This window comes from Luteibacter sp. SG786 (genome assembly GCF_011759605.1).
Classification (GTDB): domain Bacteria; phylum Pseudomonadota; class Gammaproteobacteria; order Xanthomonadales; family Rhodanobacteraceae; genus Luteibacter.
Genome location: NZ_JAAOYX010000002.1, coordinates 833,877 through 848,949 on the forward strand (window position 1 = coordinate 833,877; position 15,073 = coordinate 848,949).

General features: G+C 66.7%; 9 protein-coding genes. 5 read left to right on the forward strand and 4 right to left on the reverse strand.

Annotated features, from left to right (window positions below; translation table 11 throughout):
• The first annotated feature begins 49 nt into the window (after positions 1–49).
• On the forward strand, positions 50–841 hold the full coding sequence (bla, locus tag FHS47_RS15545) for a subclass B3 metallo-beta-lactamase (protein ID WP_167029882.1): 792 nt from the start codon (positions 50–52) through the stop codon (positions 839–841).
• Positions 842–875: 34 nt separating this feature from the next.
• Here the strand turns inward: bla and FHS47_RS15550 are convergent, their stop codons facing one another.
• The 4 genes from FHS47_RS15550 to ligD all read right to left on the reverse strand — a co-directional run bounded on the left by FHS47_RS15550 (position 876) and on the right by ligD (position 9,224).
• Positions 876–1,688 (reverse strand): OmpA family protein, encoded by an 813-nt coding sequence (locus FHS47_RS15550; RefSeq protein ID WP_167029884.1) that lies wholly within the window; start codon positions 1,686–1,688, stop codon positions 876–878.
• A 38-nt stretch (positions 1,689–1,726) separates the two neighbouring features.
• On the reverse strand, positions 1,727–5,188 hold the full coding sequence (locus FHS47_RS15555) for a YadA-like family protein (protein ID WP_167029887.1): 3,462 nt from the start codon (positions 5,186–5,188) through the stop codon (positions 1,727–1,729).
• 467 nt (positions 5,189–5,655) lie between these two features.
• Positions 5,656–6,585, reverse strand: coding sequence for an acyltransferase (locus FHS47_RS15560; protein ID WP_167029889.1), 930 nt, complete (start codon positions 6,583–6,585; stop codon positions 5,656–5,658).
• 71 nt (positions 6,586–6,656) lie between these two features.
• On the reverse strand, positions 6,657–9,224 hold the full coding sequence (gene ligD, locus FHS47_RS15565; RefSeq protein ID WP_167029891.1) for a DNA ligase D: 2,568 nt from the start codon (positions 9,222–9,224) through the stop codon (positions 6,657–6,659).
• 134 nt (positions 9,225–9,358) lie between these two features.
• On the opposite strand from ligD, the gene FHS47_RS15570 reads away from it, so the two are divergent.
• From FHS47_RS15570 to FHS47_RS15585, 4 genes are all read left to right on the forward strand, one after another.
• Positions 9,359–10,324 (forward strand): fimbrial protein, encoded by a 966-nt coding sequence (locus FHS47_RS15570; RefSeq protein ID WP_167029894.1) that lies wholly within the window; start codon positions 9,359–9,361, stop codon positions 10,322–10,324.
• 141 nt (positions 10,325–10,465) lie between these two features.
• Positions 10,466–12,430, forward strand: coding sequence for a S8 family serine peptidase (locus FHS47_RS15575; protein ID WP_167029896.1), 1,965 nt, complete (start codon positions 10,466–10,468; stop codon positions 12,428–12,430).
• A 109-nt stretch (positions 12,431–12,539) separates the two neighbouring features.
• Positions 12,540–14,228 (forward strand): copper resistance system multicopper oxidase, encoded by a 1,689-nt coding sequence (locus FHS47_RS15580; protein WP_167029898.1) that lies wholly within the window; start codon positions 12,540–12,542, stop codon positions 14,226–14,228.
• The gene (locus tag FHS47_RS15585; protein ID WP_208382055.1) at positions 14,225–15,073 is read left to right on the forward strand and encodes a copper resistance protein B; all 849 of its coding nucleotides are present in this window, start codon (positions 14,225–14,227) and stop codon (positions 15,071–15,073) included. The genes FHS47_RS15580 and FHS47_RS15585 overlap by 4 nt, the downstream gene beginning before the upstream one ends.

Consider the following 15,073-nt stretch of genomic DNA (forward strand, 5'->3'; position numbering starts at 1 on the left):
GGGCTCGGTGTGCCGGTTACCCTCGACCGCCCTTCCAAGGAGAAACCGTATGCGTCGGACTCTGCTCGCCCTCGCCGCTTGTGCCGCCCTGCCCGCCGCCGCTGTCGATAAGGCAACTTGGACGCAGCCCACCGAACCGCACGTCATCTATGGCAACACGTATTACGTGGGCACAAAGGGCGTTTCGTCGATTCTCGTGACCTCTCCGCAAGGTCACGTGCTGATCGATGTGCCGCTCGAAGAGAACGTGCCCCAGATCGAAGCCAACATCCGGAAGCTCGGCTTCCGTGTCGAAGACATTAAGGTCATTTTCAATTCGCATGCCCATTCCGATCATGCCGGCGGCATCGCCGGCCTCGCGAAAGACAGCGGAGCAACGGTGCGTGCCACCGTCGCAGGTGCGAAGGAGCTTCGCCTGGGCGGCGACGATCCGAGCGACCCGCAGCATGGCGATGTGCCCCTGTATCCCAAGGTGAATGCCATTGGCGACATTGCCGATGGCACCGTCGTGAAGGTCGGGCCGCTTCGGCTGACGGCACACATCACGCCCGGGCACACCGCAGGTGGCACCGCGTGGACGTGGGAGTCGTGCGAAGGCCCGCGCTGCAAGTCGATCGCTTACGTGGATAGCCTCTCCGCGATCGCGGCCGGCACTTACCGCTACAGTGACCACCCGGACTTCGTGGCTGCCTTCCGCAAGACCTTCGACCGTGTGGCGGCGCTGCCCTGCGATGTTCTCATCACGCCCCATCCCGAGCAGGCCGAAGGCAAGACCTGCAAGACGTATGCGGAAGCGGGCCGGGAAGGCCTCGCCGAGGAACTGGCGGAAGAAAAGCGGTAGGAGCGCGCCCTGCGCGCTCCTACCGGTCGCGACGTCAGTCGACGCGAACTTCAACTCGGCGGTTGGGCGCCAGGCAGGCTACCACCGCCTTGCGTGGGCCGTCGGGGCAGTCTTTTACCGGGTCCTTCTTGCCGAGGCCTTCCGCGAGGATCTTCGTGCGGGGGACGCCATCGCTTACCAGTGCTTCCATGACCGCTCGGGCGCGGCGTTCGGAGAGCTGCTGGTTGTACGCGTCGCTACCGAGGCGGTCGGTGTAGCCGGTGACACGGATGCTTTGGGTCTGGGCGATATGCTCACGCAACTTCGCGCCCAGGTTCGTCACCGCTTCCTTGCCACCGTCGGTCAGATCGGCCCTGTCGAAGGCGAACAGGGCATCCGCCGATAGGGTGATGCGTTGCGGCGACGGGGCAGGTGCAGCCGCGACGGGTGCCGGCGTCGGCGCTTCCATGAAGGCCGAGCACGCTTCCGGCGTCCAGTAGAAGCTGCGCGCCAACTTGTCCTCGTCGAAGAGGATCTTGTACTGGCACACCGTGACCTCGTCGCTGCCGGGTTTGCGGAAGTTGAGCACGTAGTTCCATTCGCGCACGCCCCACACGCCTTCCTCGAAGTGCGGGTAACCGATCAGTTCGGCGATCTGGTGCTTGTCGAGGCCGGAGCGCACCTGGCGCAGATTGTCCAGGTTCGGAAAGGTGCCGCCCTTGTGCATCGAGGGCATGTTCGTCGGCGAAGGCCATGCCAGCTGCCCTGCGGAGCGGCCGTCCTTCGCCACCTCGTGGCTGTAGTTGCCGCAGCCCGCCAAAGCCAGCGCGAGAGACAGCGCGGCGATTCCCTTGAATGATGCACGCATGTTCTTGACTCCTCGGATGTTGTTCATCGTCACGCCCCTCACCACACCACCGCCGCGCCCACGCCCGCGCCGGCATCGCCGCGCGAGTTCGTGGTGGCGTTGAGCTTGAACACGTAGTGCCCGCTCTCGGTGATGGTGGACATGCCCACCGCGACGCCGGTTTCCCCGTGGAAGCTGCCGACCGCCACGGCCGCCGAGTTCTGGTTCGGCTGGTAGGCCTGCGGCAGACTGGCCATCGCCATGGCCGAAGCCACGCCCGCATTGGCACGGTTGCCGATGCGGTTGAGATCGTGGTCCACCGACTGGAAGCGCTGGTCCACGTAGCTCTTCGACCAGTTCTTCGCGCTCTCGATGGCCTGGTCGAGCTGGCTCACGTTCACCGCGTCGGTGCCGTTCACGCCGGCGGCCACGTTGGTGACCGTACGCTCATGGCCGGACGAACCCACGGACACCGTGTTGTTTCCCGCCGCGACCGACCCCGCGCCGATCGCCACGCTGTTGTCGCCGCTGGCGCTGGATCCCGCGCCGATGGCCGTGCTGTTGTTGCCGCCGGCGGAAGCGGAGGACGTGTTGTCCACGCTGCTCTGGTAGGTATTGTTGACGGTGGTGCCGCCATTTCCCGGCGGTGGCAGGTTGTTCACCGTGTTGCTGAGGTTAGTGAACGCGGTATACAGCGCGTCTACCGCGGTGTTCGTGGCATACAGCTGCGACCCGTTGATGGCATCGGTGCTGGTCTGGCTGATGCGTCCCGCCGCCACGTTGGTGATGGTGCGTTCCGCGCCCAGGGCGCCCACGCTCACGGTGGAACCCGGCGCTGCGCCAGCGAAGGTGTAGGTCACACCGGCCAGCATGGCGCTGGCGGTACCGATGGCCGCATCCGTGCTCGAACCCGAACCCAGCGCCACGCTGCCCGCGAAGGCCGCCTCCGCGCCGGTGCCCAACGCGATCGCCTGGATGCCGTTGGAGGTGGCGTTGGTGCCCAGAGCGATGCCGTCGGCGAGGTTTACTGTCGCGTTCTGACCGATGGCCGTGCCGCCCGGCGCAGTCTGTTGCACGATGGCGCCGTTACCCATGCCGATACCGTTGTCGCCGTTCACGGTGGTCTGCGGACCGATCGCCACCGATTCCGCACCGATGGCCGCCGAGTCGGTGGCGGTGGAATTGGCATGGAAGTACTGGATCGGCGTGACCGAGAACGAGCTCATCGCACCCTTCAACTGACGCAGCGTCACCGCGTCCTGGTCTTCCGTGCCATCCGCCACGTTGGTGATCTGGCGGAAGTCCGTGGCGTTACCCAAGGAGACGGAACCGAGCAGGTTGCGATCGGTGGTGTTGAACGGAATGACGTTGGTGCCTACCAGGATCGAGCCGGATGATGGTGCGATCGCGCGATCCGACACCGCGCCGGAACCCAGCGCCACGCCGCCCTGCACGGACACCCCGGTACCCTGGCCCAACGCTGTGCCATTGTCGGCGGCGGCAGTGGCGCCTATGCCCGCTGCCATGGCGTTGAGGCCGGTCGCGCCATCGTTGGCGTAGTTGCCACCCTGCACGCCGTTGTCGTTGACGCTGTAGTAATGCACGGCGCTCGCGGCCAGGTCGCCGCCGATCTGGTTGAAGATCTGCTGCAGCGAACTGTAGGTGTTACCGCCGTAGGTGACGCTGGTGCTGATGTTGCCGGTGCCCGGATCGTAGGTCGTGCCGCCACCGATTGTCGTGGCGATGGTGTTTCCGAGGTTCGTCACCGTATCGCCCAGGTTGGTCACACCTGTGCTCAACGTCCCCAGCGCCTGGTTGGTCGCGAACAGCTGAGATCCATTGATGGCATCGGTGCTGCCGCCATCGATGCGGCCTGCGGCCAGGTGGGTGAGGGTGCGCTCCGCACCGCCGGTACCGACGCTTACCGTGCTTCCCGGTGCCGTTCCCGCGAAGGTGTAGGCGGTGCCGTTGATGGTGACGCCCGTGGTACCTACCGCCGCTTCGGTGGTCGAGCCGGAGCCCAGTGCCACGTCGCTTGCATTGTTTGCCGTGGCGCCATCGCCGAAGGCCAGCGAGCCCGCAGCCAGCGCCCTGCTGGCATTGCCCAGTGCCACCGAACCCTGGCCGATCGCCTGATTGGTGTTGCCGATGGCGACCGCACCGTTGGCCGCCGTCGTTCCCGCGGCATCGCCCGCCGCGACGTTGTTGGAACCCATCGCCACGGCGCCGTCGCCGATGGCGGTATTCGGATCGCCGATCGCCACCGCGCCGTTGCCGCTGGCCGTTTGCTGCTCGCCCAGGGCGATCGCGCCGAGGCCGCCGAGTACCTGCGAGTTGTGACCCCCGGCCATCGAGCCGGCACCTGCCGCGGCTGCGACGGTATTGGTGTCGCCGATCGCTACTGTCGAGGCCGCCAGTGCCTGCGAGGCGGAACCGAGCGCCGTGCCGTTGGTGGAAGTCGCTTGCGCGCTCATGCCGAGTGCGGTCGCGCCGCTGGCACCGCTGGCTGTGGCGCCGTAGCCCACGGCCGTGTTGCGGCCGCCTGTCGAGCTGGCGCTCATGCCGATGGCGATGCCGTTACCGGCCGTCGACGTGGCGGTATTACCGATGGCGATGTCGTTGTTGATCGTGCCGTCGGTGCTGGAACCGGCGACAGCCTGTGTACCCTGCGCCAGGGAATTGTTTCCGTAGGCAGCCGAGTCGCGGCCGATCGACACCGTGTTGGGACCGCTCGCGTGCGCTCGCAATCCCATGCCAATCGAGTAGAGGCCCGATGCGGTCACATCCGTGCCGACAGCGACAGCCGATTCCGACGTGGCGCCGCCCGTTGTGCGTGCGCCCAGGTAAAGCGCGTTGAGGCCGGTCGCGTAGGCTTGCCAGCCCACGGCAGTGGCGTGCGTGCCGATGCTTTGGGTGCCGAGGCCGATGCCGGTCGCACCCTGGCCGGACCCGATAGCGCTAGCGCCGATGGCGATCGCGGTACCCGTGTCGGCTCGCGATTGGACGCCCATGGCTATCGAGCCTTGGGTGTTCGCCGTCACGTCCGTTCCAATGGCGATGGCGCTGTCGGCCAGCGCGCCGGTGGTGCTGCCGGTGGTCGCACCGATGTTGATGGCATTGACCCCGGTAGCGCGGGAGTTGAAACCGGTGGCAATGGCATTGACGTTGCTGGCATTCGCGAAGTAGCCGACGGCGACGGTTCCGCCGGCGCTGGCGGTCGACGACGCGCCGAGCGCCATGGCGCCGTTGCCGCCGGAAGCTTGCGCGTTGTAGCCCACGCACGACACCGTGCCGCTATAAGCGTTGTAAGGAGCCGGAAGGCAATTGGCCGTCTGCGCGTGCGCTGCGATCGTCCACGAAAATCCGCCCATGGCAGCCAGCACTCCTAGCACGAACGTGCGCTGGCGACGACGGCGTCCCGTCTGTCCGGTGGCGCCACCGCGTGGGCGGCCGGCGAATTCCGAGGCCACGACCAGCTGGTTCAGTGCGCGGCTCCAGATCTTGCTGTAGATCTTGTTCATACCTTCTTCCTGTTGCTGAGGGGGAGATGCACGGGATGGTTCAACCGAAGCGGCAGACGGGCGCAGCACCGCACGCGCGCAGCGAAGCCACGCGGCGGATGAAAGCCGTGGAATGTCGTTCCGGGGTGGCGCTTACGCGATCGTCAGGCGCAGCGAGGCATCAGCCGCGTGAGCTGGATGAGGCGTGGGAGGTTGCGATCAGGGGCTGGAGCCGACGCAGGGCGGGGGATCGAGGAACGATATGCGTCGCCTCGACCGAGCGCATGGTGTTGTCACCGCGAATGTGCCCGATCGTCCGGGCGGGTCCGATGGATACGTGTCCATGCGTACTGCTTCCCCTGGTCAAAGCATGCCGGTGAGTGCGTTCGTTGACGTGCCTGCGCGCGCGAAGGCGCTCATGGGTTATAGCAAGGGAAGAATGACAACGATAATGTGTGTTTGAACAAGTGTGACTGACTTCACGAATGTCACGGCAATGTGACGGCGCCACGGGCCTGGGTTCGCGTTTCCGACGCCAGCATGGTCGCGATGCGCGCATCCTTCTCGGCCCAGAGTTCGTTCACCCAGGCCTGGAACCGCTCGCGGAACTGGGGGTCGTTGTCATAGTCGCCGCGCAACGATGACGTGATGGGAAGTCGGCGCGCATGGATGCGCACCTCGCGGATCCGCCCGGCCAGCATGTCCATCGCGGTGCCCGGGCCGTCCGGGTACACGATGGTCACGTCGAGGACGTCCCGGATCGCGTCGCCCATGGCATCGATCACGAACGCCACGCCGCCGGCCTTCGGTCGCAGCAGGTGCGTGTAAGGCGACTTCTGCGCGTCGTGCTTCGCCTGGGTGAAGCGCGTGCCCTCGGTGAAGTTCATGATCGATACCGGGAGATGCCGGAACTTTTCGCAGGCCCGGCGCGTCGCCTCGCGGTCCTTGCCGCGCAATTCCGGCCGCGCTTCCAGTTCCTGGCGCGAGTGCCGTTTCATGAAGGGGAAGTCCAGCGCCCACCAGGCCGGCCCCAGCAAGGGCACCCAGATCAGCTCGCTCTTCAGGAAGAAGCGCATGAATGGAATGCGCCGATTGAACACCTTCTGCAGGGCGGGGATGTCGACCCAACTCTGGTGGTTGCAGACGACGAGAAAGTTTTCGTGCAGATCCAGACCTTCGACGCCCTCGACGACCCAGCGCGTGCGGGTGAAGAGGTCGAACATCCTGCCGTTGATGCCGAGCCAGCTTTCCGCGATCCGCACCAGCAGCGCACCGATCGCCCGCTGCACCGGGGCGATCGGGAGGATCAGCCGCAGCAGGGCCAGCGCGAACAACGGCAGCACGTGCAGCAAGGTGCTGACCAGGAGCAGGACGCAGACGAGGGGGACGCGCAGGAAGGTGGGCAGGGAAGCGAGCATGGTTTCAGGCCGGTCGGCGAAGCGCCCAGTGTACAGGCGAAGCCTGTGTATCTTCGCCAGGTGGTCGCGTTTCAGAGTTTTCGTAGTTTCGCGTTCACCGATGCCAGGTTCTGTTTCACCTTGTCGATGCCGTCCCACGGATCCTTCTTCAGGCGGGCGAGGCGCTTCGGCACGCTGTGCAGATCGAAGGCGTTGCCGGACTTCACCTTCCCCAGCTCTTCCCAGCGCAACGGGACGGCCACCGGCGCGCCGGGGCGCGAGCGTAGCGAATAGGAAGCCACGGCCGTGGCTCCGCGCCCGTTGCGCAGGTAATCCACGTAGATCTTGCCGCGGCGGAAGCGCTTCGTGGCGGTCGCGACGAATTCCAGCGGATGCAGCGCGGCCATCGCCTCGGCGAAGCCACGGGCGAAGGTCTTCACGGTGTCCCAGTCGGCACCGGGGTTCAGCGGCACGACCACATGCAACCCCTTGCCACCCGTTGTGCGTACGAAGGACACGAGACCCAACTGGTCCAGAAAGCCACGGACCATGCGTGCGGCGGCCACCACCCGCGGCCACGCCACGTCGTCGCCCGGGTCGAGGTCGAACACCACGCGATCCGCGATATCCGGTGCATCCACGTGCGAACCCCAGGGATGGAATTCCACGGCTCCGAACTGCACCAGTTCGATCAGGCCTGCCTCGTCGCGCGGATAAAGGTATACCGCTTGGGCGCCGGTCTCTTCCTTCAGTTTCGCGGTGCCCACGTGTTCGAGGCCGGCCATGACATGCTTCTGGAAGAAACAGGGCGCGCCAATGCCTCCGGGACAGCGAATGGTCGAGGTGGGCCGGTCGGCGATGGCCGGGAGCATCCACGGCATCACGGCCCGGTAGTAATCCACGACCTCCTGCTTGGTGATGCCGTCGTCCGGAAAGACCACGCGGTCGGGATGCGTGATGACGATCGCATCGGCCGTGACGGCCTTGGCGCCGGCTTTCGACGAAGCTTTTCGCGTGCCCCGCGGTTTCTTCGCGGGGGGTGCGGCGGGCGCGCGGTCGGAATCGCGCAGGTCGGCAGGCGACTTGTCCACGCGCAGCGTCTTCAGGCTGGGCTGCCGCAGCAGATCCTTGTTGCCGATGCCCCGGTAATACACCTCGGCCACGACGGTCGGCGGCACCCACAGTGCGCCGCGCAGCATCGGGTCCACCGCATCGATGTGCACTGGGGGTTTCTTCGTGCCGCCCTTGGCCAGCGTTTTCGCCAGTTCGCGCAGCATCTCGTCGGTGAAGCCGGTACCGACGCGCCCCACATAGGTCCAGCGGCCGGCCTTGCCGGGTTTGGCCAGCAGGAGGGAGCCGAAGGAGAGGCGCGAGCCCTTCGCCGGGGTGTAGCCGACCACCGCGAACTCGTCGCTTTCCAGCCGCTTGATCTTCTGCCAGTCGTCGCCGCGGCCGCTGTGATAAGCGCCCTCTGCGCGCTTGGAGATGATGCCTTCGAGTTTCTGCTCCATCGCCATGGCGAATACCTCGTCCCCATGGCCCACCTGGTGCGAGCTGTACGAGAGGTGCGGTGGCGCGTGCGCCAGCAGGCGTTCGAGCAACGCCTTTCGCTCCACGAGCGCAGTGCGGGAGAGGTCGTACCCTTGCAGATAGGGAATGTCGAACAGCATGTACACCAGGGGTGCCTGCGCTTCGCCGGAGAGCGTGCGTTGCAGGGCATTGAAGTCGCTGCGACCCTCCGCATCGAGGGCGATCAGTTCACCATCGAGGCGCGCGCTGTCCAGGCCCAGCGCCTCCACCGCCTGCGCGATCTCCGGAGCGCGCTCGTTCCATGGCAGGGCATTGCGCGACCACAGCAGCGCCTTGCCGCCGGCGATGCCGGTAAGGATGCGATAGCCGTCCCATTTCACCTCGTGCACCCAGCCGTCGCCTTGTGGCGGCGTGTCGCGCAGGCGTGCCAGCTGGGGCGGAAAGAACCCGTTGTCCGGTTTCGCCTTGCGCGCGCCTTTCAGCGCGGCGGCGGCCTTGGTCAACGTGGCCAGCGGCACCCGCCGTGTCTTGGGGGGCGCCTTCTTGCGGGAGGTCGACTTCTTCGCGGCGGCCCGGAGATTCGGAGTGGTCGCGGCGCGGCGCGTGCTCTCGCGCATCTTCGCGTCGAGCAGGTCGTCGGCTTCCACGTCGCCGGCGTAAGCGTCCTCGGCCTTGATCAGGAACCACGTGGGCTGGCGTTCCTTGCGTCCCCCCCTGACGAGGTGCCAGCGCCCTTTCAGGCGCTTCCCAAACAGTTCGAATTCCAGGTGCCCCTTGCGGATCTGCGCCTCGGGGTCGCCACGCGTGGCCCACACGCCGCGGTCGAACAGATCCACGTGGCCCTTTCCATAGCCTTCTTCGATATCGCCTTCGAAATCGGCGTAGGACACGGGATGGTCCTCGACCTCCACCGCCAGCCGCTTCACCTTCGGATCGTAACTGGGGCCCTTCGGAACCGCCCAACTGCGCAACACGTCGCCGACCTGCAGGCGGAAATCGAAATGGCGCCGCGACGCGTGGTGCAACTGCACGACGAAAATGGCGCGGCCGCCTTCGCGCACGGAGTCGTCGGGCGCCGGTTCGCGCGTCCTGGCGAAATTTCGCTTACGGCGATAGTCCTGAAGGCTCATGCGGGGATGGTTGGCGACCCGGAGTGAACGCGCCGTGGACTGCTGGCGTCGGCTGTCATCGCACTTTAAGACGGATCGTATGGGGTGCCGGCGGCCCGTCGGGCAAACTGGAATCCCGCGCGCAGGAAGCGCCCATGTTCCTATACCGTCGTCCACTGGCCTTGGCCCTCTTTCTTCTCGCGGTGTCCGCGCCCTCTTCCGCCCTCGCGCTCTGCAAGCTTCCGGCAGCGCAGGGCGGACCACAGCGCGTTGCGTTCGGCGTCGTCCAGGCACCCACCGATGCGCCGGTGGGCCAGGTGTTGGCCACGCGCCGTAGCGAACCCTGGTCGTCGTCCCAGTACCAGTTCTGCGCGAAATACACGCGCACGTTCACCCTGGGCGCCTTCGCCGGAGCGGCCCTGGGCAGCGGTGTGTACGCCACCAACGTTCCCGGCGTGGGGCTGCGCATCCGCTTTCGCTATCACGTGGGCGAATACCTGCTCCCGTTCACCGACACCTACCAGGCCCCGCCGCTGGGGCCGAAGCCCGACCTCGCCATGCTCAATGCCTCGTTCTCGGTGGAGTTGGTCAAGACGGGGCCCATCGACGCCGGGGGAACCGTCACCCCCGGCCGGATCGCCAGCGCGGGCTACGACAACCGCCCCTTGGTCACGTTGGACCTGGCCGATACCCGCATCGAACCTCAGCGCCCCACCTGTACATTCCTTGCCCGCAGCCTGCTGTTCGACCTCGGCCAGGTCGACGGCGGCACCCTCGCTAAAGAAGGGCGCAGCCGGTGGGCCACGCAGGAGCTCGTCGTCACCGGATGCATTGGCGCCACGCACCTCCTCATGACCTTCGCCGGCACCCCCGACGACGCGGATCCCGGCCTCTTCAAGCTCGATGGTGCCGGTACGGGCGCCGCGCGCGGGGTGGCCGTCGAACTCCGCGCGGCCCATCTCGACACGCATCTCGTTCCCAATGATCCCCGCCCGTTGGAACTGCGCGTGTGGCCTCACTGCGACGTGTGCGGGTTTCGTGCGCGCTACCGCACCACGGGCCGCTCGCTGACGCCAGGCTCGGCCAATGCGCACATCACGGTGAACGTTGCCTACCGCTGAGGCGCGCCGTGCCGACGATACTGGTCATGGCGTTTCGAAGGTCCTTTGTGCCATGCCCCGTCGCGCATTGGGGCAAAGGCCGACAGGGCGTCCGATCGCCTGGCGGCACAGTGAGCGGCCCCACTGAACAAGGCCACGACGATGCGAATCCGCCGCGCAAGACGCTCTTCCCTGTTGCTTCCGCTCTTCCTGCTCACCAGCCCCGTGTATGCCAAAGGATGTCTGTTCCATCCATCGCAGGGCGCACCGCAAAAAGTGTCGTTCGGACTGGTCACGGTGCCCGCCGACGCTGAACCCGGCACTGTGCTGGCAGAGCGCAGGTCCACGCCCCGTCTGTCGTACGCCATCCGTTGTCCGTTCCCCACCCGTACCTCGATCCTCAACCTTTTCAAGACGCCCAGCGACATCGGAGGCGGCATTTACGAGACCAACGTGCCCGGGATAGGCATTCGCATTTCGTTCGACTACGGCGGTGGCTCCTATTTTTCAGCGCCGGAATCCACATACGTCGGGCACCTCTACCACTCCCACCTCGGGGGCGCCAAGGTGGAACTGGTTGTCACCGGCCCGGTCACGAGCGGGGGCGAACTCCACACCGGCACGCTGGCCGGTGCAGGCTACGACGGGCACGTGCAGGCCGTGGTCGAACTGGCCGACGCCCGCGTCAAACCACAGGAAATGATGTGTCCTTTCCTGGCTTCGCGTGCATCGGAAACGGTGCGCGCTTCGGTGCATGCCGGTGGTTCGGAATTCCTCGCCGTGGCGGGCGGTTCGTATGCGAGTGTCGTGTTCAAGGTTCGCGAAAGCGCGGCGGAACGGCGGGGGCGGCAGCTTCGCTTCGAGGACGAGGCGGCGTCAGATCCGATGCTGCGGCACCTGGACATTGGCCCGCTCTTCCGCACGGCGTCGGCGGGCAACCCGCTCGATCCGCATGGCCTCCGGCGTTACTTCCGCGTCGCCATTCCGGACGACCAGCAGACCGACTGGCAATACGTGAATCGTGTCGTGGCCGCCCTCGCGCAGCGGAGCGATGTCGAACTCGCGTACCCCGATCTCTCGCCGGTGGTGCCGGGCATGCCCGATACCGCTGCGGGCCGTTCGGGAAGGTCGCTCGAGCCGCGGCCGGCCGGAGTCCTGCACGATCACACGTTCCGGCAGTTCTATCTCTATCCCGCGGATGCCAGTAACGGCATCTACATGCTCGGTGGCATCGACACCCACTACGCCGCCCGGCTGCCTGGGGGCAACGGCGAGGGAGTCACCATGGTCACCATGGAGCCCGGTGCCTGGGACCCGACCCATCCCGACCTTCCCCGCTCGGTGCGCAACTTTGGCGATTACCGTATCGATCACAACAACACGGCCACCGCCGGCATTCTCGCCGCGATCGACAACGGCTTCGGCATCAAGGGCATCGTCAGCCGCGCCGCGCTTGCCCATGCCTCGTCCGACGTCGGCAACTTCGTCGAACTCCGCGAGTACCTGAAGCCCGGCGACGTACTGGTAACGGCGTTCGCCGCCGCTTCGGGGCCAATCGCCGGCTGCGCCACAAACTGCATGCTTCCCGTCGAATTCATGCCCGCCTGGTTCGATGCCATCAAGGACCTGACCGATCGCGGCATCGTCGTCGTCGAAAGCGCGGGAGACAGCGGCATCGACCTCGACCATCCGGGCCTGGGCGGCCGGTTCGACAGGAGACGCCGGGATTCCGGGGCCATTCTGGTCGCGGGCCTTTGCGCGATGGACGCGAGGCGCTCGCCTTCCAGCAACTTCGGCGCGCGCATCGACAGCGCCAGTTGGAGTTGCGGCGACGTATTCACCACGGCAGGAAAATCGCAGGACGCCGAAGGGTCCGACATGGCGGGTTATACCGCCACTCACGCGGGCACTCCCGCGGCAGGCGCCATCGTCGCGGGCGCCGCGGCGAGCCTGCTGGGTTATGCGCGCGCCAGGAATCTCGCGCTTTCCTCCACCGGCGTTCGTTCCCTGCTTAATGCGAGCGGCACGCACCTGGCCGGGGGCGACTCGAGTACGACTGGCACCCAACCGGATCTGAAGAAGGCCTTCGTGGACATCGACGACTGCGCGGGAAGCATCGCCCACTGAGTGCGGCGAGGCGGGTGGCATGCCACCCGCCTTTGCGGAGCCTTGTCCAGAGTTGTCGTGCGCGGCGCAGGCTCCTACGCTCGTGCCTGGACACTCGGATACACGCACGATGCACCCCTTCGACCCGCTTTCCGTCAATCTGCCTCGTCGGCGCTTCGTTCAGGGCCTGGCCGTCGCCGGCGTGGGCGTCGGCTTCGGTGTGGTGCGGCCGGCCATCGCCACCGAGGCCACGCGTTCGATGCACGAGGTGTCGGGCCCGGATATCGGTCTTGGCATTCGTCGTGCGGCGGTCGACTTCACCGGCCGCGCGCGCAGCGCGGTGACGGTCGACGGTGGTGTCCCGGGCCCGGTCCTTCGCCTCAAGGAAGGCCAGCTCGCCAGTGTGACAGTGCGCAACGAACTGGACGTGGCATCGTCGATCCATTGGCACGGACTTATCGTTCCCGCGAACCAGGACGGCGTACCCGGCCTCAGCTTCGACGGCATACCGGCCGGCGGGTCGTTCACCTACCGGTTCCCGGTGCGCCAGGCGGGCACGTACTGGTACCACGCGCACAGCCGCTTCCAGGAACAAAGCGGGCTCTACGGTGCGATCGTCATTGAGCCGAAGGACGGCGAACGCCATGCTGCCGATCGTGAGCACGTCATCCTCTTCAGCGACTGGAGCGACGAGGATCCGGAGCGCATCTACGCGAACCTGCGCGCACGCGGCGGTCTGTACAAGAGGGGCCGCCCCACCTTCGCCGAGTTCCTGCGCGATGCACGCGCCAAGGGGTTCGCCGACGCGATGGCGATGCGGCGCATGTGGAACGACATGCGCATGGATCGCAGTGACCTCGCCGACGTCTCGGCGGCGACGTATACCTATCTTGTCAACGGGGTCACGCCAGCCGGCAATTGGACCGGGTTGTTCCGTCCCGGCGAACGCGTTCGCCTTCGCCTCATCAACGGCTCGTCGAACTCCATCTTCGACCTGCGCATTCCCGGATTGCGCATGCGCGTGATCGCCGCCGATGGGCAGGACGTGGTGCCGGTGGAGGTCGACGAGCTGCGCATGTCCGCCGCCGAGACTTACGACGTGCTGGTCGAACCGCGCGACGATCGCGCCTATACGATCTTTGCGCAGTCCATCGATCGCTCCGGCTATGCGCGGGCCACGCTGGCGCCGCGCTCCGGTATGTCGGCAGCCGTGCCGCCCCTCGATCCGCCGCCGCGCCTCGCGATGCGCGACATGATGGGGGCCATGGGTGACGACGCCGCTTCCGGCGGCGGCATGACGATGGCCAGCCACGCGCGCACGGAATACGGCCCGGGCGTGGACATGCGCGTGGACATGCCGCGCACGTCGCTGAACGACCCGGGCGCCGGCCTGCGCGAGCGCACGCATCGCGTGCTCACGTATGCCGACCTTCGCACCGAAGGGGGCCCACTCGATCCGCGGGAACCCGGCCGAACCATCGAGCTGCACCTGACGGGCAACATGGAGCGTTTCGCCTGGTCGTTCGACGGCCTGAAATTCTCGCAGGCGAAACCCGTGCACTTCCGTCGGGACGAGCGCCTGCGCATCCGCCTTGTCAACGACACCATGATGAACCACCCCATCCATCTGCATGGCATGTGGAGCGAGGTGGAAGCGCCCGACGGTAGCTTCCAGGTGCGCAAGCACACCGTGAACGTGCAGCCCGCGCAGCAGGTGAGTTACGCGGTAACCGCCGACAATCCCGGGCGCTGGGCCTTCCATTGCCACATGCTGTACCACATGGAAGCGGGCATGTTCCGCGAAGTGGTGGTGTCGTGAGAGCGCCCGCACTCCTTCTGTTCGCGCTGCTGCCGGGCCTTGCCGCCGCACAGGACGCGCACATGCAGCACGACATGGGCAGCCACCACGGCGACGGCATGACGATGGGGCCGATGCAGGGCGGCGATGCGCCGGAACAGGCCCGCAGCGGCGATTGGTCCGACGGCGTGCCGCCGTCGTCCATGCACGACATGCACATGATGGACATGGACGATACGGCGCCTTCGGGCATGTTGCTGCTCGACCGCCTGGAGTCTTTCGCGGGCAAGGGCGGCCATGGCCAGTCGTGGGAAGCCGAGGGCTGGTACGGCAACGACACGGACAAGGTGTGGCTGCGAAGCGAAGGCGAGCGGGAGGGCGGACGTCCGCACGACGGCGACGCGGAGCTTTTCTGGAGCCATGCGGTGGCCCCGTTCTGGGACACGCAGATCGGTGTGCGGCGCGATATCGGCCAGGGGCCGAAACGCACCTGGGCCGCGGTCGGCGTGCAAGGGCTGGCACCGTACTGGTTCGAGGTGGAAGCCACCGCCTACGCCGGCTCGCAGGGCCGCACGGCGGCGCGCGTGCGCGTGGAATACGAACTGCTGCTTACGCAACGTCTCGTGCTGCAACCGGAGCTGGAGGCCCAGGCGTACGGTAAGGACGATCCCGCCAGGGGTATCCGAGCCGGCGTCTCGCGCGTCGAGGGCGGCCTGCGCCTGCGCTACGAGATCCGCCGCAGCGTCGCGCCTTACGTCGGCATCGCCTGGGAGCATCTCACCGGCGGCACGGCCGACCTGGCCCGGGCCGACGGGCGCCGCGTCACCGATCGACGCTGGGTGGCTGGCATTCGCATCTGGCTCTGA